Genomic DNA, 17,118 nt, shown 5'->3' on the forward strand with positions numbered 1-17,118 from the left:
GGGGCCGACGCAGCGTCACCGGCTGCCCGGCCGAAGGGTGATCAGGAGCGGCTCATGCTAGAGGCCGCCTCCGACACCGGGTGGGTACGGTCTCCGATGGTGGCCTTCGGGCCGACTGCGCGGTGGTACGGCCCGACAGCACGCGAGCCGCGCCACGGCAGCGAGGTGTCGGCGGAGGGCGTCGCGCACCGGCTGCGCATCGGCCGGCAGGCCGGGCCGGGCGATCCCGGCGCGCCGGGATCACTTCGTCTGGTAGACCCCGAAGACGTCGAGCACCAGGTCGGCGTCCTGGTAGCCCTGGTTCCAGAAGGTGATGACGCCGTGGTCGCCGTCGCTCGCCTGCACCAGGTTCGGGACGGTCGCACCGGCCGTCCAGTTCAGGGTGGAGGAGCCGGGACGGTCTCCGGCGGGTGCGGCGGGAGCGCCCGGCTCCGGCAGCGGGTGGGGGCCCGGGGCCACCGAGAGGTATCCGGTGCCGCCGGGGTCGGTGACGGTGGTGTTCAGTACGTACGCCTCGACTCCCGTCGCGGCCTCGGGCGTGAACCCCTGGGTGATGTGGTCCCGGGCCCGGAACCGGCCGCCGGGCCAGCCGCGGGCCTCCTCGCGGGTGTCGAGCGTACGCAGCGGGGTGAAGGGCAGGAAGGCGGCCCTGCTGTCCTTGCCGTAGTGGCCGACGACGTCGACCACCACGTGGGCCGGCATCCAGGAGCCGTTGAAGACCTTGATCGTCCCGTCCGCGGCCACCGGCACGATCACCGCGTTGGCGACCGTCTGGCCAGGTACGAAGTTCAGGTTCGACGCCGTCGGCACCGGCCCGTCGCCGGAGAAGGCGGTCAGGTGGCCCGGCCCTTCGGGTTCGGTGACCGTGACGTTCAGTGCCACCGCCGTGATGCCTTCGGGCACCCCGCCCACGCCGCCGATCCGGGTCGTGAACGCACTGCGCGCGGCGAGCCGGCCCTGCGGCGCGCCGAGGCCGTTACGGGTGTCGACGAACCGGGCGGGTGTCATCGAGGTGTAGCCGGCGGCCGCGGACCGGGTGAAGCAGCCGGTGACGTCGGCGATCAGGTCGACCGGCTGCGGGCCGCCGTTGTAGAGCTCCACGTACCCGTCCTCGCCGACCGGCACGATCACCAGGTTCGGCACGGATCGGCCGGCCGTGTAGTTCAGGTTCGAGGTCTCCGGGCGCTCGTGGCCCGCGCCGGGCCACGCCGTCACGTACCCGCTGCCGGAGGTCTCCGTGACCGTGACGTTGAGGGCGACGGCGGTGACGCCCGCCGGGACGGCGGCGTTGCCGGCCACCTTGACCCGGGCCGAACCGCCCCCGGCGACCTGGCCCGCGGGCGCGCCGGTGCCGTTGCGGGTGTCGAGGAGCCGGGTCGGGGTGTGCGCGGTGAACTCGGCGCCGGGGGTGCGGAAGAGCCCGCCGTTGGTGGCCCGGACGCCGCCCGCGGTGTCGGTCACCGTGACCGTCACGTGGTACTCGCCGGACGTGGCGTACGTGTGGGAGTGCCGCACCTCGGTGCTGCCGTGTGCGGTGAGGGTGTCGGTCTTCCCGTCGCCCCAGTCGACGACGACGTCGAGCGCGACGTCGGCACTCGTGATCACGGCGGTGAGCTCGATCCCGTGCGCGGTGTAGCTGGTGCCGCTGACGTCCACGGCGAGGGCCGGGTCGGCCCCCGCGTCCGGCGCAGCCTGCGCCGCCTGCGTGGTCTGCGGGGCGGCGGTCCTGGGGCTCGCCCCGCCGGCCGCCTTGCCGCTCGCCTTGCCGCTCGCGCCGGCGGCGCCGGGCAGGGCGGTACGGATGGTGCGGTCGGCCGGGCTGTGGAAGGTCTCGGACGTGGCCGCCCGGGTCAGCGCCTCGGCCATGCCCGCCGCGACGGGTACGGGATCCGCCGCCTGCGCGGCGCCCGGGACAATGCCGAGACCGGCCGCCACGAGGGCAGCGGTCATTACGAGTCGGTGGTTGCGCACCGGCCCCCCAGTTGTGGTGATGAGCAAGGAGCGGCCACCGTACGGAGGGTTCGGGCCAAGGGTCACGGGGTTCTGGCGCGATTCACTCCATAGGGGCCGCTGCTTGACCGGCTGTGCGGTTTACGATCGACGCGGGGCAGCCACCGGCGCGGCCGTCGCCGTGACGCGCGTCCGCGCAGGTGAGGCACCAGAGGCCGGGGCCGGGCGGCGGCCGGCCAGGCGGCAGCCGAGGCAGTCGGCGTGTCCGGCGCGGGCGGAGTGGTCGCGGGTCCCCATGCCCCACTGGGCGGCGGGCCGCGGGCCGGGGGCCTTGCCCCAGCCGGTGAGGTGCAGGGCCCAGGTGAGGAGGGCGGCCGCCACGAGGACGGCGGCGCCCATCCATATCCCCGGGGCCCAGCCGCACACGCCCACCCCCGCGAGCGCCGCCCCGGCTGTGGCGACGGCGGTCCCCGACCATCCGGCAACGGTGTGCCCCTCGTCGTGCTGGTGTCCCTCGTGTCCGCCCATGCTCACCGGTACCCCTTCCGAGCTGCGTCGACCTATGATGTCTTAGCGAGTAAGGAATTTATCTTAGGATCTGAGGGATTTTCAATGGAGGGCACGCTCCGCCCCGCGGCCTCGCCCGCGGAAGCTATCTCCGCGATGGACCGCCTGATCGCGACGAGCATGGTCGGGCAGCAGGAGTTCGCCCGGAACCTGGGGCTCGGCGCGACCGATCTGATCTGCTTCGCGTACGTCCTGGAAGCCGGGCACACGCCGGTCAGCGCCGGGGACCTGGCGGTGCGCGCGCAGGTCACGACCGGCGCGGTGACCGGAATCCTCAACCGCCTGGAGCGCGGCGGGTTCGTGACCCGGCAGCCGGACCCGGCGGACCGGCGGCGGGTGCGCGTGGTCGCCGTCCCGGACGCCGCGGACCGCGTCCGGGCCGTCTACGAGCCGTACTACGGGCGCCTGGCGGCCCTCTTCGCGCAGTACTCGCCGCAGGAAGTGGCCGTCCTCGCCGACTGGTTCCACCGGGCCGGGGAGCTGGCGGCGGCGTACCTCGGCGAATCCCGCGAGACCTGACCGGCGGACCGGGGCCGACGGACCGGAGCCGGCGGACCGGGGCCGGGGGTTCCGCGGCGGGGCGGGGCCGGGGGTTCCGCGGCGGGGCGGCGTCGGGCGGGCGGACCTCACCCGGTCGGGCCATCCGGAGCCGGCCGACGGCCACGGATGGCCCAGGATCCGGACACCGGACGCGCCGGTAATCAGATGAGATGCCTAACGTCGCAGCCATAGGCATCGGTTCGCAGAACCCGTGGAGGTGTCATGTCCCAACGAGGTCGCCGGAGGGCGGGCGCCTGCGTCGCCACGCTCGTGGCCGGGCTGCTCATCAGCGCGGGCACCCAGGCCACGGCGCCGCGGCAGGCCGCCCGCGACGACGCCGGGCCCGAGGTCGCCGTGGGCGCCTACCTCCACTACGGCTCGCCCGGTGTCACGAGGATGCGGGAACTCTCGCGCTGGCTCGGCGGTACCGACCTGCGCGCCGGGCACACCTACCTGCCCGGCGACACCTGGTCGAACATCGAGGGGGCACCCGCTTCCCTGCGCAGCTGGGCGCGGTGGCGCAACGCGAGGGCCGACCGGCTGTTCGTCCTGAACGTGCCCATGCTCGAGCGCAACGAGGCCGGGCTCCCGGACGAACAGATCGCCGGGCTGCTGCACGCCGGCGCGCGGGGCGAGTACGACCACCACTTCCGGCGGCTGGCCGAACGCCTGGTCGCCCTGCGGCTGGCGGACACGGTGATCGTGCTCGGCTGGGAGATGAACGGCTTCCAGTACAGCCACCGGTGCCGGCCCGCGCCCGAGCGCTGGAAGGAGTACTGGCGCCGCATCGTGGCCGCCATGCGCTCCGTGGAGGGGCAGCGGTTCAGCTTCGACTTCGCACCCAACCGCGGCCCGGACGCGATCGCCTGGACCAAGTGCTACCCCGGCGACGACGTGGTCGACATCATCGGCATGGACACCTACGACCAGGCGCCCGGCAACAGCTTCGAGGAGATGGTCACCCAGCCCTACGGGCTCCAGCGGCAGGTCGACTTCGCGAGGGAGCGCGGCAAGCCGATCTCGTACCCCGAGTGGGGTCTGTTCCGCAACGGCGACAACCCGGAGTACATGCGCAGCATGCTGGCATGGATCGCCGAGCACCAGCCGCTGTACCACAGCATCACCGACTACTGTCCGCACGGCGTGTGGCAGTGCTCCCAGAACCCGCGCTCCGCACGCGTGTTCCGGGAGTTCCTGTCCGGCGGGCAGGACCACGGCGGCCGGTCCGCTGCTCTCCGGCCGTGAGGAGACCGGCGGGCGCCGACCGCCCACGGGTCAGGAGCGGGGCAGGGTGCTGCGCAGTCGGGCGTGCAGGACCTCGGCCAGAGCCGCGTCCGAGGGTGCTTTGTCCTCGTAGAGGCGGCGCAGTCCGGCGGTGAAGGTCTGGGTGAAGGCTCCGTAGAGCGGGGTACGGGGGCGCTGGACCGCCTTCTCCAGCGCGGGCAGCAGGGTGTCGCGGGCGTAGCCGGGGCGGCCCTGCTCGTCCCGCGGCATCCGGTCCGTGCCCTCACCGGACGGCGCGGCGGACGGGCCGGCGGGGCTCCGGTCCTTCGCCAGGGGGCACGTCAGGCTCTTGCTGGTGTACGCGGACTGCCGGGTGGCGGCGAACCCCGCGTCGAGCAGGCAGCGTTCGCTCTCCGGGCCGGTGAGGAACTCGATCAGGGCCCGGGCTGCGGCAGGGCGCTGGGACGCCTTGGCGACGGCCAGGTTCTGGCCGCCCAGGACCGCTCGGCCGGGCAGCGGGGCCACGCCGAGCTGCTGGTCGGTCAGGGACTGGTGCAAGGTGCGGTAGGCATAGGGCCAGTGGCGCAGGAACGCGGTCCGGCCGTCCGCGAAGTCGCCGAGGGACTCGGCCTCGTCGGAGCCGGTGGCGTCGCCGAGGGTGTACGGGGGTTGGGTGCGGTTGCGCAGCTCGCGCAGCCCGTCCTCCAGGACGTCGACGGAGCCGGTGTACCGGCCGGCGGAATCGGTGAGCCGGAAATCGGTCGTGGCGGAGGCGAACGCCTCGATGCCGTTGACCGTGAGGCCCTCGTAGGGAGCGAGCTGGGTGGTCCAGCCCTTCTCGTAGCCGGACGGCGCGCTCCGGCCGACGGCGGCGCTCAGTTCCTGAACGGTGGACCACGCGACGTCGTTGCCGAGTTCGGTCGTGGTGACGCCCGCGTGCTTGAGGTGGTCACGGCGGTAGAAGAGCAGTCCGACGTCACTGTTGAACGGGGCGGCGTACACCTTCCCCGCCCAACGGGCCGTGGCCGCGACGGAGGGGATGACGTCCTCGTCCACGAGGGAGTCGGGCAGCGGACGGACCAGGCCCGCATCCGCGAACTCCGGCACCCAGGTGACGTCGAGGTTGACCACGTCGTACTCCGCGCTGCCGGACTGGAGCGCGCCCAGCAGCTGGCTGCGCTGCTGGTCGGCCGAGCCCGGCAGCTCGACCAGGCGGGCGCGGTGGCCGGAACCCTTCTCCTGCTGCCGCTGGTTCCACTGGTCGATCAGCTTCTGCCGGATGCCGCCCTTGCCGGTGACGTCGCGTCCGCTGGCCACCACGATGTCGCCGGCCGGCTCCGCGGCACCGGCCGGAGCCTGCGTCTGCGACCCGTCGTCATCGGCGCCGCCACCGCTGCACCCGGCGAGTGCGAGGAGCGGCACCAGGAGTGCGGCGACGACCCGCGGTCCCCGCCCCGGCGTACCGCGCCGGCCGCTGCCGCGCCTCATCCCTGGTCACCCGTTCCCACTCGGGCGACCTCGTCCCGCAGCCCGGCCACCAGGTCGGTCCTGGTGTCCAGGCACCGTCCGCCGCTCGCCTCGGAAAGGGCGGCGTCCGGCTTGCCCTTGTCGCAACCGCCGCCTTCCAGGGATGTCATGACCACCGGAACTTTCCTGTCCCGCGCGCGCTGGCGCAGCTCGTCCAGCCGGCCGGCCTCGGTCAGCCGGGTGTTGTCCTCGTCGTCCGTGATGTAGACGATCAGCTGCGGCCGGTCGTCGTCGGCGCGGGCCATGTCGTCCAGGGCCGCGGAGAGCGCCGTGTACGGATCCGCCTCCATGTCCCTGACCCGGGCCTTTTCGTCGATGGCGCGTTCGGCGTCCGCTCGTATGTGGGTGCCGAACGGCAGCACCTCCGTGTAGGGGCTCGGAGCGCCGGGGGCGGCCGCGACGGCCCAGACGCCGTACTCGTCCGCCCCGCCCAGGCCGCCGAGCGCCTGCTTGATGATGCCGGGGGCGCCTCCCGGACCCTCCCACAGGTCTCCCATGGAGCCTGAGCTGTCGAGCAGGAACAGCACGCGGCCGGGTCCGCTCGCTTCCCGGTACCCCTTCAGTGCCGCGGTCATCGCCGCCTGCCGGGCGGGGGCGGCGAGGGTGGCGGGGCTGCCGAGGGCACCGAACTCGCTGAAGGTGACGTCCTGGGCGAGGGGCCGGTGCTCACCCGCGGGGCCGCGGAACCCGTCCTTGGCGAACTCGGCGAGCCCGCCCTTCACCGGTTTCCCGGCCTGCCCGGGCGTGCCCGTGCCGCCCGCGGAACCGGATCCGGAACCGGAACCGGAACCGGCGTCGGTGAGCCAGAGGCGGAACCGCTCGATCGCGTCCGCCCGCTCCGTCTCGTCGCGGACCGCCTTCTCCCAGCGCACCCGCACGAACGTCGGGTCCAGGCCCGGTACGTCCTCGGGGTAGGAGGCCATCCGGCGGGCCCGCGTCGTGGCGTCGCAGCCCACGCCTGTCTTCATCAGGAACTCCGGCACCAGGGCCGCGGTGCGGTTGTCCACGGCGTCGTCGTCGGGCAGGGCGCACAGCAGGTGCCCGCCGGTGGGCGAGGGCGGACCGGGCTGGGCGACGCGTCCTTCGGCGGTGGCCGCGCCGACCGCCGTGCCGCCGTACAGACCGACGGTCACGGCCAGGCCGGCGTCGGTGTGCTCGGGGTCGGTACGGCGCACTTCCGCCTTCGGGTCGCGTGCGCGCAGGGCGTCCATCAGCTTTCCGAGTCCGCCGGTCCGGTCGGCCACGGCCTCCGCCGAGAGCTGCTGCGGTACGGCGAGCACGACCGGCGAGTAGGCGAACGGAGCGGGGTCGACGATCAGTTCGGCATAGCTGCGCCGGTCCTGGGGCGGCCGGGCGCGAGCGGCGCTCGCCGACGTCGCCGGGATCCAGACGTCCGGCTGGGGGCCGATGTCGCGCTGCGGGTTGACCGCCTCGGACGTGGGCCGCTGCCAGGGGTCGGACTGGTCGTGGAAGGCGGCGACGACGTCGGCGGCGCCGGCGCTGTACACGGTGATGCCACTGCGACGGCAGCCGTCGCCGGTCCGGTTCGCCTCCGACACCACGTAGGCCTCCGTCGCCCTGCGGACGGTGGGCTCGAGGTCGGGGTCGGTGAGCAGCCGGAGTTCGAGCGGGGGCTTGCAGACGGGCCCGTCGCCCGCGCCGCCGAGGAAGGCGTAGCCGGCCGCGGCGAGGCCCGCGAGCGCGGCGAGCGCACCGGCGGTGACCGCGACGGCCCGGGGCCGTCGGGCGGTACGGATCCAGCCGCTCGGGCGACGGCGGCCGGTACGGTCCGGATCCCCGGCCGGGCGCGGGCGGGGCGCAGAGGGAAGGCGTCGTCCCGGCCGGCGGCCCGACGACGACATGGGCGTCCGCCCCGCGGCGCCGTGGGGCCCCTGCCCGGCATCGGAGGCGGGCTCGGGGGCGGACGCGGGGGCCGGCGCGGGGCCGGGGCGGGGGTCCGGCTCGGCCTCGGGCCCGGGGTCGGGCGCGTACGCCGGGTCGGCCCCGTCGGCCGCGCTCGTACCACTGGCCGCGCTCGTACCACTGGCCGCGTTGGTACCGCTGGGCACGCTCGGACCGCCGGCCGCGCTCGTACCACCGGCCGCGCCCGTGCCGCCGGGCGCACGCGTGCCGCCGGTCAGGAGGACGTCCGTACCGGAGGCGGCCGGACGGCTCTGCGGCTCCCATGGCTCGGCGGGCTCACGCAGCGTCGTGTGGTGGACGCGCATGTAGGCCGACACCCGTTCCGCGAGCTCCGTGAAGCTCACGCCGGTGTCGCCGCCGTCCCCGCGCAGCAGCCGCGTCAGCTGCCCCGTGAACGGTGTCGGGCCGGCGTCGTCCCCGGCGTCGATCCGGTTGTTCGCCTGCACGCTCATCAGGAGCGAGATCCGGTGCCGCTGCGCGCTGCCCATCGCGTCCCACGCCGCCGAGGCGTTGCCGGCGTAGCAGCAGTCGAGCACGACGACCACGTGCTCCGCCCCGGTACGGGCGAGCACGGTCAGGACGCTCTTCCACGGGACGGCGCCCCGGAACACCGATTCGGTACCGGCCACGATGGTCGCCGCGCGCATGAGGAGCCAGAGCTCGTCACCGGTGCTGGGCACGGCGCCGTGCCCGGAGAAGTAGAGCAGGAGCAGGCCCTCGGCCGCACCGACGACCTCGTCCAGACGGCGGTCGAACTCGTGGACGTTGGGCGGCCGGAAGACGGCGATCTCCTCCTCGCCGAACATCCCGCCCTCGCGCAGCGCGGCCGCCAGGCCCACGAGGTTGTGCTCGACCGCGCCGAGGTCCCCGGGCACGCCGAAGGGGTGCCCGGGCTGCTTGAAGTCGTAGGTGGGCACGCCGACGAGCAGTGCCCGGTTCACCCGCCCGCGCGGGTCGAAGCGCGCCACCGGACTACCTCGCGTCACCGTCCGGCACGACGTCGACCTCTGGGGGTTCGCCCTGCTCCACGGAGCGGCGGTTCTCCCGCCACGCCCGCACCCCGCTCTTCGCCTGCTCGTACACCTCGTCGAACAGCTTGGGGCCGACGACGCCCACCACGACCAGCAGGATCTCCAGCCCGGCCCCCATCGGAGAGCTGCCGGGCTCCTCGGCCCCGGCCTGCTCCCTGATCTCCAGGTCGCCCCTGCCTCTGAGCACCTCCAGCTTGTGCTCCCGTTCGAGCCACGCCTTCAGTGCACCGACGTCGCTCGCACTCGCCCCGTGCCCCAGGCGTATGCGCACGACCTTCTTCGCCAAACCCTCCCCCATGGCCATAACTCAGCATCATTGCATGGCAGTTGGGGGCTTGGGGAGACAATGGCCGACACCGGCGCACGCCCGCGCGCGCCGGGACCGGGCCGGACCACCGGACCGTTCCCCCTCACCCGAACAGCCCGCGCTACTGCAGGCCGATCTCGCCGCAGGCCGCCTTGATCCTGTCGACGCAGATCTCCTCGACGGAGTACACCCCGTCGAGGACCACGGTGGACTTGATGTTGTCCTTGGTCACGGCGATGCCGGGGACGAGCACGGAGGGCACCCGCTTGGCGGTCGGGCTGTCGACCACCTCGTTGATGATTCCGGTGATCTTCTCGCCGCCGGCGAGGGCGACGGCGAGTTCCGCGGCGGCCTCGGCCTCACGGGCGTACGGCTTGTAGACGGTCATGAACTGCTCCCCCGCCACGATCCGCTGCACGCCGGCGAGTTCGGCGTCCTGACCGGTGACCGGGGGCAGCGGCGAGACGCCGGCCGCCTTGAGGGCGGTGATGACGCCGCCGGCCATGCCGTCGTTGGCGGAGTAGACGCCGACGATCTTGTCCTTGCCGAGCGCGGAGATGGCGCCCGTCATATTGGTGGTGGCGTTCTCCGGCTTCCACTCCTTGGTGTCGTACTCCTTGCCGACGGTCACCTTGCCGTCGAGGACGGACCGGGCACCGGACTTGAAGAGGGCGGCGTTGGGGTCGGTGACCGAGCCGTTCATCATGACGATCCTGCCGCTCCTGGCCCTGTCGCCCAGGGCCTCCAGCAGGCTCCTGCCCTGGACCCGGCCGATGTCCTCGTTGTCGAAGGAGGTGTAGGCGTCGATCGGCCCCTCCGCGAGGCGGTCGTACGCGACGACCGGGATACCGGCGTCCTTGGCCCGCTTGACCGCGCCGGCGATCGCCTTGGCGTCCACCGGGTCGACGATGAGCACGTCGACCTTTCCCTGGATCATCGCGTCGACCTGCGTGTTCTGGTTCGCGGCGTCACCCTTGGCGTTGGCGTAGACCACTTTGCCCGCGCCGAACGTGAGGAGGCGGACCTTCTTCTCGATCAGCGGCTTGTCGAACTTCTCGTAGCGCGCGGTCTCGTTCTCGGGCAGCAGCAGGCCGACCTTGATCCCTTTGCCCTGGGCGCCGGACTGCCCGTCCGCTTCGGACTCGCCGCACCCGGAGAGGGACACCGCGCTCAGCGATGCGAGACAGACAACGGCAATACGACGACGCGCGTTCACGGTCCGAACCTCCCGGGTGCTGCCTCGTCCTTGCGGCCGAGGTGGGGGCAGTCAACTCCGCCGGGTTGCCAGCGTCAAGAAATCAACTCTTAACGATCCGGCAACGCCCCGTACGCCCTCTTCCCCGGCGTCGTTGCTGCTCATCCGCATCTTCCGGCACAAGCGTCCGGGTGAACCGTTCAACTGGTGAAGGCGGTCGGGGAGTCGTCGGGGGCGTTCCAGGCGGTCGTCAGTCCGTCCAGCCACGCCGGCGGCAGCTCCGCCGCGTCCCACTCCTCCCGCAGCTCCCGCGGCGCGGCGGCGAGCCGCTCCAGCACGGCGATGCTCGTGACGGAGTGGAGGAGCGAATAGCGCCCGTGGACCGTGATGGCGCTGCCCGGTCCGAACGCCGCGAACAGCCGCTCCAGCCTGCCGCGGTGGAGCGCGGCGAACTCCGTCAGCCGACCGGCGTACCCGGCGCGCTGCCGGGGGCTCATCGTGCCGAGGACCGCGGTCAGGACCTCCTCGGTCACCTCCGGATCCAGCTCGGAGAGCTCGGTGAAGGAGAGGTGGACGGGGGTGAGCGCCACTCTCGCGCGCTCCACTTCCATACGCCGGGCCCGCGGGCGCTCCGCGGCCGGGCCGCCCTGCGGCCCGTCCGGCCCCACGGCCCGTACCAGGGTCCGCTCGACGACGGCGGCGAGCTCCTCCAGGAGCTGTGCGGCGCCGTCGAGCCGGCCCGACTCGTACGCCGCGCCCTTGTCCCCCGGCGCGCTGCGGTCGGCGCCGCTCAGCTCCTCGTGTGCGAGGGCCAGCGCACCCGCCTCGACGAGCCCGGTCAGTTCCCGCGCGTCGTCCGAGGGGACTCCCGCCCGTGCGAGGAGCTGGAGCAGCGTCGTCCTGGCGTTGTCGACACTGACCTCGTCGGGCCACTGGCGTCCCTCGTCGGCCGCGCTCATCGGTTCTCCTCGGTGATCGGGTGGTGCGGTGCGTGCAATGAGATCAGAACCGTGCGCGGGACGTCACGGAACCCCCCGGGAAGCCTCGGCGAACTTCACGACCCGACCACCCGGGGTCCGGGCCCGGGTCGGAGCCGGGGCGATTGTCAGTGGTGGGTGGGAAGGTGGGAACACCGAGTCGGAATGAGGGGGAGCGGCCATGTCCGGAAACCAGAACTACATCAATCACGTTGCTCTTGTGCTGGACGCCAGTTCGTCCATGTCCCACCTGAACGGAAAGGTCGTCGAGGTCGCCGACCAGCAGATCGCCTATCTGGCCCGTCGGTCGCAGGAATTGGACCAGGAAACCCGCGTCACGGTGTATGTCTTCGCCGACCAGGTGGAATGCGTCATCTACGACAAGGACGTGCTGCGCATGCCGTCCCTGAAGCAGCTGTACCGGGTCGGTGGGATGACGGCGCTGCTGGCGGCCACGCTGAAGTCGCAGCGGGAGCTGGCGCAGACGGCGCAACTGTACGGCGACCACAGCTTCCTGACGTTCGTGCTGACCGACGGGCAGGAGAACGCGAGCCATCACGGCCCGGACGCCCCGAGCCGGGATCCGCGCGCGCTGGTCCGGGCCGTGGCCGAGATGATCGAGACGCAGGAGGACAACTGGACCCTGGCGGTCCTCGTGCCGGATCAGATGGGCAAGCGCGAAGCCATGCAGTGCGGATTCCCGAAGGACAACATCGCCGTCTGGGACGCGACGAGCACGCAGGGTCTGGAGGAGGCCGGGCAGGTCATCCAGCAGGCCACCGAGAAATTCATGGTGGGCCGTTCCCAGGGCATCCGGGGATCGCGGGCGGTCTTCTCCACGGGTGCGGAGGCGGTCAACAAGAAGAGCATCCAGGCAGCCGGCCTCGCCCCGGTGGAGCAGTCGGAATACCAGCTGATTCCGGTGGCCCGCGAAGTGGCGATCCGGGAGTGGGTCGTCGAATGCGGGCACACCTACCGCACCGGCGGCGCGTTCTATCAGCTGAGCAAGTCGGAAAAGATACAGGCGCGCAAGCAGATCGCGGTGCTGGAGAAGAAGACGGACCGGGTGTACACGGGTCCGCAGGCCCGGGCCCTGCTCGGCCTGCCGGACACGGAGGTGCGCGTCAAGCCGGACCACAACGACGACTTCACGATCTTCGTGCAGAGCACCAGCGTGAACCGCAAGCTCGTCCCGCACACGCGGCTCCTGCTCATGGTCTGAGCGCGGCGTTGCCGAGGCCGTCCGGAGATTGCTGCCGGAGAAGCCGCTCACACGTGCCGGAGGGTTCCGGTGGGGTGCACGGGCCCCGGCTCAGGGGGCGTCCGCAGGGGGGATCGGCTGTTCGGTCCAGATGGTCTTGCCGTCGGCGGTGTAGCGCGTCCCCCACCGGTCGGTCATCTGCGCGATGATGAACAGGCCCCGGCCGCCCTCCTCGTCGGTGGCGGCGTGGCGGAGGTGGGGGGAGGTGTGTCCGGTGTCGGAGACCTCGCAGATCAGGTTCTCGTCACGGATCAGGCGAATGCGGACGGGACCGTCGGTGTAGCGGATGGCGTTGGTGACCAGCTCGCTGACGATCAGTTCGGTGACGAACGCGAGCTCTTCGAGTCCCCATGCCTCCAGTTGCCCGGTGACGGCGTCCCGGGCGATGCCGGCCGACTCGGGCTCGCCCGCCAGCTCCCAGGTCGCCACGCGGTCCTCGTCGAGCTTGCGCGTACGCACGAGGAGCATGGCCACGTCGTCGTCCACGGGTCCGGGCAGCAGCTTCGCCAGCACGTTGTCGGAGAGTTCCTCCAGGGGGAGCCGTGGATCGGCGAGGGTGTCGGCGAGCAGGGCGAGGGCCGCGTCGGCGTCGTGGCCGGCGGCCCGCACCAGGCCGTCGGTGAACAGCACGACGAGGCTGCCGGGCACCAGCGGGAACTCGGTGCTCTGGAACGTCTGGCCCCCCAGGCCCAGGGGCGGGCCGGCGGGGACGTCCACGAAGGAGACCTCCCCGCTGGCCGCGTCGGCCACCACGGGCGGCCGGCCGCCCGCCCGCGCCACGCTGCACCGCCCGGACACGGGGTCGTAGACGGCGTAGAGGCAGGTCACCTCGGCGCCCTGGGGGCGGTCGGGCCGCGGGCGGCCCTCACCGCGCTCGGTGGCCCAGTCCGTGGTCGTCGCTCCCGCCACGTCGTCCAAGTGGGTCAGGAGCTCGTCGGGAGACAGTTCCATCCGGGCGAGGACGCGCACGCTCGTCCGCAGGAGACCCATGGCGGCCGCGGCCTGCAGTCCGTTTCCGGTCACGTTCCCGACCACCAGGCCGACGCGGGTCCCCGACAGGGGCACCACGTCGAACCAGTCGCCGCCCACTCCGGACCGGCTGTCGGCCGGCACGTAGCGGCTCGCCGCCTCGCACGCCGTATGCGGCGCCAGGCTCCGCGGCAGCAGGCTGCGCTGGAGCTTGAGGGCCGCGGTGTGCTCGCGCGTGACGATCAGCATGAGGACGACGCCGATCAGCAGGGCCCCGATGCCGATCACGGTCACCCCGCCCGTGGGGCCGATCAGCGGGAGGTCGAAGACGGTGTCCCCGTAGCCGGGTTCGGCGTAGACGTGGAAGGCCGCGTAGCAGAACACCGAGAGCATCAGGAGTCCGCCGAGGCCCGGCAGCAGCCCCTTCGACACGAAGTCCTTGGTGCTGCGCGTCAGCACCTTGCGGTAGTACCAGACGCAGGCGAAGCCGGTCAGGCCGTAGTAGAACGCGATCGCGAGGCCGACCGACTCGATGGAGTCGGCCAGTACGTCGCGGCTGACCAGCGACAGCAGGACGTAGAAGGCGATGGAGACCAGGCCCATGCCCACGGTCGACCAGGTCGGGGTGAGGTACTTGCTGTGGACCCGGGCGAAGCCGGCCGGGACGGCCTTGTGCGCGGCCATCGAGAACACGGTGCGCGCCAGGGGCAGGATCGTGGTCTGGGTCGAGGCCGCCGCGGAGGTGAGGACCATGAAGATCAGCAGCTCGGTGAGGAACAGGCCGCTCCCCTGGGCGCCGAAGACGGCGCTGCCCAGGTCGGACAGGACGTCATCGGCGTTGTCGGCGTTGGCCAGTCCGATGCCCGCGGTCCCGACCCCGGCGAACGCCTGCGCCGCGGTGGCGACCGAGACGTAGATGATCAGCAGCAGTACGGTCGAGAGGACGGCGGCGCGCCCGGGGATGTACGTGCTGTCGGCGGTCTCCTCGTTGACGGTGACGGCGGTGTCCCATCCCCAGTAGATGAAGACGGCGGCCAGCAGCCCCGCGGTCAGGGCTTCGACGGAGGGCACGTTCAGGGGGTTGAACCAGGACGCGGAGACGGGGATCGCCGTCGGCGGGGGATCCGTGTAGACCCTGACCATGGCGGCGGTGGCGAGGACGACCAGTATGACCACCTCGACGGTCAGGAGCCCGCGCTGCACCGCGGCGGAGATCTCGATGCCGACGTACGAGACGGCGGTCATCACGGCGATCCAGGCCACGCCCGCGAGGGTGACCCACAGCCTGCTCCCGGCGAGCGACTCGAGTCCGAGCAGCCGGAAGGTGTAGACGCCGGCGATCTCCGCGAGGTTCGCCATCACGAGGACGTCGGCGACGATGATGCCCCAGCCGCCCATCCAGCCGACGCGGGGGCCGAAGGCACGGGTCGCCCACGTGAAGGTGGTGCCGCAGTCGGCGTCGCTCGCGTTGAGTTCCCGGTAGGCGTAGGCGATCAGCAGCATCGGGATGAAGGCAAGGATCATGATGACCGGGGCCTGGAGGCCGACCCTCGACACGACGAGGCCGAGCGTGGCCGCGAGGCTGTAGGCCGGAGCGGTGGACGCCACGCCGATGGCCACGCAGGAGGCCAGGTTCAGGGCGCCGGTCTTCAGGCCCTTCTCCCCCGGGCCGGCACCCGCGGCGATCGGCGTCGTGGTGTCCGCCGAACCACTGGACGGTGTCAAAACCGAATCACCGACTCCCCGATCCGTCCGGTATGCCCTGCCTGTGCATCTTCCCCCAGGGGAAATTGGCTGCGCGGTCCGACATGCCGCACGGGACGGCCGCTGGGGTGGACGGGGCCGCACGATCGCTTTCTGAAACTTGCTGCAAGATTTTGCAGACCTCGGTAGGCTGCGGGCGCTCCGCTCTCTCCCCCCGAAGGGACCACTCCCCCATGCAGCGAACCGCACGGCGGCGCGTCGGCGTCACCGCGGCCGTACTGGCCGCACTGGCCACCACGGTCCTCCCCTCGGCCGCTCCGGCCTCGGCGGCGGACACCCCCGCGGGTTCGCCCGTCCGCTTCGAGGTCACGGCCACCACCGACTGGGGCGACCAGGTCCTCGTCGTCGGCAACGTCGCGGCACTGGGGGCCTGGGATCCTGGCCGGGCGGTCGCGCTCGACGCGCACGGCTATCCCACCTGGGCCGCGCAGGCCCTCCTCACCTCCGACTCAGCGCTCGACGGCGTCGAGTACAAGTACCTGGTGCGGGAGCCCGACGGCACGCTCACCTGGGAGGACGGCCCGAACCGCCTCCTGCGTCCCCGGCCCGGCTCCCCCGTCACCACCCGGGACGCCTTCCGGGTCTCCCCCGGCACGCCCGCCTCCGGCATCGCACCCACCTGCGTCACCTGGTCCACGTCCTGGCGTTACACCGCGGTCTTCAACGGGTGCGGGCACACGTACGGCCTTCAGGTGCTGTACCGGGACGGGAGCCGGTCGGCCTGCCGGGAGGTTCCCGCCACGGCGACCGCCACGTTCCCTGGCTACGGACCCGACGAGAACCACCCCGTGGCGGTCAGCCACTGCTGACCCGGCCGCCGCCCGGGCCGACGGCATCGGGACAGCTGACGCGCCGGGCCACCGACGCGGTGGACGAGCCGCCTCAGATCGCGCGGAGTGCGCCCGGGCGGCGTCCGGTGAGGCGGTCGAGCGCGGCGGCGGTCTCGGCGTCGGCGGGGAGGTTGACGATGAGCTGCTGGTCGTCGTCGGCGGACAGGTCGAGGGTCTCGTACGACAGCCGCAGCTCCCCCGCCTCGGGGTGGACCAGCCGAAGGACGCCGGTCGGCTTCGGCAGCCCCGTGAGGGTCGACAGCCGCCCGGAGAACTCGGCGCCGCAGGACACGGTCAGTTCCGCCATCAGTGCCGCGGCATGGGCGTCGGACTGCCCCGCGCCCTGTTTGAGGGCCGCGACCAGTTCGTCCGCCACCCGGTTCCAGTCGGGGTAGGCGGTACGGGCCCGCGGGTCGGTGAAGGCGAACCGGGCCAGGCTGGGCGGGCTCGCGTCCAGGAGCCCGATCGGCTCCGCCAGCCGCCGGTAGCCGTCCGTACAGGCCAGGATCTCCCCCAGCCGGTTCACCACCAGCGCGGGCGTCGGCTCCAGCCGGTCGAGCAGCGCGTGCACGGTGGGCCGCACCTCCCGGTTCGGGCCGGCCTCGCCCATGCAGCCGAAGCCGGGTTCGGCGCCCTTGGCGAGCCGGTGGAGATGGACGCGTTCGGCGGCGGTGAGCCGCAGCGCGTCCGCCAGGGCCGCCAGCACCTGGGCCGACGGGCGCCGGTCCCGGCCCTGCTCCAGCCTGGTGACGTACTCGACGCTGACGCCGGCGAGGGTGGCCAGTTCGGCGCGCCGCAGTCCCGGGGTGCGGCGGCGCGGTCCGGAGGGCAGCCCCACCTCGGACGGGGTGACGGCCTCGCGGCGCAGGCGCAGGAAGAGTCCCAGCTCGTTGTCGCTCACCGGGCGAACGTAACACCCGCCGCGGGAGCGGATCGTGGCCCTGTCCCTACCACCCTCCGCACGGCCTCCCTGGTACCGCGCGCCGCTGACAGGTTGGGAGCACGGCCCCCGGCAGCGGGGCGCCGGCCCATGACGACCCGTCATGACTCGTC

At 72.7% G+C, this 17,118-nt stretch carries 13 protein-coding genes; 4 read left to right on the top strand and 9 right to left on the bottom strand.

From position 1 onward, the window contains the following. Nucleotides 1–240: 240 nt before the first annotated feature. Nucleotides 241–1,950, bottom strand: a complete 1,710-nt coding sequence (locus ACIPXB_RS35835) for a PKD domain-containing protein (protein ID WP_401456973.1) — start codon at nucleotides 1,948–1,950, stop codon at nucleotides 241–243. A gap of 141 nt (nucleotides 1,951–2,091) precedes the next feature. Continuing rightward, complete coding sequence (locus ACIPXB_RS35840; RefSeq protein ID WP_401456975.1) at nucleotides 2,092–2,478, bottom strand: HGxxPAAW family protein; 387 nt, start codon at nucleotides 2,476–2,478, stop codon at nucleotides 2,092–2,094. 84 nt (nucleotides 2,479–2,562) lie between these two features. Here ACIPXB_RS35840 and ACIPXB_RS35845 point away from each other — a divergent pair, with 84 nt between their 5' ends. Beyond that, nucleotides 2,563–3,036 (top strand): MarR family winged helix-turn-helix transcriptional regulator, encoded by a 474-nt coding sequence (locus ACIPXB_RS35845; protein ID WP_401456977.1) that lies wholly within the window; start codon nucleotides 2,563–2,565, stop codon nucleotides 3,034–3,036. A gap of 243 nt (nucleotides 3,037–3,279) precedes the next feature. Next, nucleotides 3,280–4,302, top strand: coding sequence for a glycoside hydrolase family 26 protein (locus ACIPXB_RS35850; protein WP_401456978.1), 1,023 nt, complete (start codon nucleotides 3,280–3,282; stop codon nucleotides 4,300–4,302). A 30-nt stretch (nucleotides 4,303–4,332) separates the two neighbouring features. Here ACIPXB_RS35850 and ACIPXB_RS35855 read toward each other — a convergent pair whose 3' ends face one another. From ACIPXB_RS35855 to ACIPXB_RS35875, 5 genes are all read right to left on the bottom strand, one after another. Next, a complete protein-coding gene (locus ACIPXB_RS35855) occupies nucleotides 4,333–5,769 on the bottom strand; it encodes an extracellular solute-binding protein (RefSeq protein WP_401456980.1) in 1,437 nt (478 codons plus the stop codon). Beyond that, complete coding sequence (locus ACIPXB_RS35860; RefSeq protein ID WP_401456982.1) at nucleotides 5,766–8,699, bottom strand: caspase family protein; 2,934 nt, start codon at nucleotides 8,697–8,699, stop codon at nucleotides 5,766–5,768. The genes ACIPXB_RS35855 and ACIPXB_RS35860 overlap by 4 nt, the downstream gene beginning before the upstream one ends. A gap of 4 nt (nucleotides 8,700–8,703) precedes the next feature. Continuing rightward, nucleotides 8,704–9,060: a hypothetical protein gene (locus ACIPXB_RS35865; RefSeq protein WP_401456983.1), complete on the bottom strand. Its 357-nt coding sequence runs from the start codon at nucleotides 9,058–9,060 to the stop codon at nucleotides 8,704–8,706. 130 nt (nucleotides 9,061–9,190) lie between these two features. After that, complete coding sequence (locus tag ACIPXB_RS35870) at nucleotides 9,191–10,285, bottom strand: sugar ABC transporter substrate-binding protein (RefSeq protein ID WP_401456986.1); 1,095 nt, start codon at nucleotides 10,283–10,285, stop codon at nucleotides 9,191–9,193. 179 nt (nucleotides 10,286–10,464) lie between these two features. Then, nucleotides 10,465–11,223, bottom strand: a complete 759-nt coding sequence (locus ACIPXB_RS35875) for a hypothetical protein (RefSeq protein ID WP_401456988.1) — start codon at nucleotides 11,221–11,223, stop codon at nucleotides 10,465–10,467. 199 nt (nucleotides 11,224–11,422) lie between these two features. On the opposite strand from ACIPXB_RS35875, the gene ACIPXB_RS35880 reads away from it, so the two are divergent. Next, nucleotides 11,423–12,463, top strand: a complete 1,041-nt coding sequence (locus tag ACIPXB_RS35880; protein ID WP_401456990.1) for a vWA domain-containing protein — start codon at nucleotides 11,423–11,425, stop codon at nucleotides 12,461–12,463. 90 nt (nucleotides 12,464–12,553) lie between these two features. Here ACIPXB_RS35880 and ACIPXB_RS35885 read toward each other — a convergent pair whose 3' ends face one another. Beyond that, the gene (locus ACIPXB_RS35885; RefSeq protein ID WP_401456993.1) at nucleotides 12,554–15,196 is read right to left on the bottom strand and encodes an amino acid permease; all 2,643 of its coding nucleotides are present in this window, start codon (nucleotides 15,194–15,196) and stop codon (nucleotides 12,554–12,556) included. A 212-nt stretch (nucleotides 15,197–15,408) separates the two neighbouring features. Between ACIPXB_RS35885 and ACIPXB_RS35890 the strand changes: the two genes are divergently transcribed. Next, nucleotides 15,409–16,044 carry a carbohydrate-binding module family 20 domain-containing protein gene (locus ACIPXB_RS35890; RefSeq protein ID WP_401456996.1) on the top strand — a complete coding sequence of 212 codons (636 nt, stop codon included), beginning with the start codon at nucleotides 15,409–15,411 and terminating at the stop codon, nucleotides 16,042–16,044. Between the two features lie 73 nt (nucleotides 16,045–16,117). Here ACIPXB_RS35890 and ACIPXB_RS35895 read toward each other — a convergent pair whose 3' ends face one another. Beyond that, nucleotides 16,118–16,966 (bottom strand): helix-turn-helix domain-containing protein, encoded by an 849-nt coding sequence (locus ACIPXB_RS35895; protein ID WP_401456998.1) that lies wholly within the window; start codon nucleotides 16,964–16,966, stop codon nucleotides 16,118–16,120. Nucleotides 16,967–17,118: the final 152 nt, after the last annotated feature.

This window comes from Streptomyces sp. NPDC090022, assembly GCF_044748145.1.
Classification (GTDB): domain Bacteria; phylum Actinomycetota; class Actinomycetes; order Streptomycetales; family Streptomycetaceae; genus Streptomyces.

Excerpts from the sequence above, each read along its gene's own strand:
- ACIPXB_RS35840 (WP_401456975.1), bottom strand. The coding sequence starts at position 2,478 with ATGGGCGGACACGAGGGACACCAGCACGACGAGGGGCACACCGTTGCC.
- ACIPXB_RS35850 (WP_401456978.1), top strand. The coding sequence starts at position 3,280 with ATGTCCCAACGAGGTCGCCGGAGGGCGGGCGCCTGCGTCGCCACGCTC.
- ACIPXB_RS35880 (WP_401456990.1), top strand. The coding sequence starts at position 11,423 with ATGTCCGGAAACCAGAACTACATCAATCACGTTGCTCTTGTGCTGGAC.
- ACIPXB_RS35855 (WP_401456980.1), bottom strand. The coding sequence starts at position 5,769 with ATGAGGCGCGGCAGCGGCCGGCGCGGTACGCCGGGGCGGGGACCGCGG.
- ACIPXB_RS35865 (WP_401456983.1), bottom strand. The coding sequence starts at position 9,060 with ATGGGGGAGGGTTTGGCGAAGAAGGTCGTGCGCATACGCCTGGGGCAC.
- ACIPXB_RS35890 (WP_401456996.1), top strand. The coding sequence starts at position 15,409 with ATGCAGCGAACCGCACGGCGGCGCGTCGGCGTCACCGCGGCCGTACTG.
- ACIPXB_RS35835 (WP_401456973.1), bottom strand. The coding sequence starts at position 1,950 with ATGACCGCTGCCCTCGTGGCGGCCGGTCTCGGCATTGTCCCGGGCGCC.
- ACIPXB_RS35845 (WP_401456977.1), top strand. The coding sequence starts at position 2,563 with ATGGAGGGCACGCTCCGCCCCGCGGCCTCGCCCGCGGAAGCTATCTCC.
- ACIPXB_RS35875 (WP_401456988.1), bottom strand. The coding sequence starts at position 11,223 with ATGAGCGCGGCCGACGAGGGACGCCAGTGGCCCGACGAGGTCAGTGTC.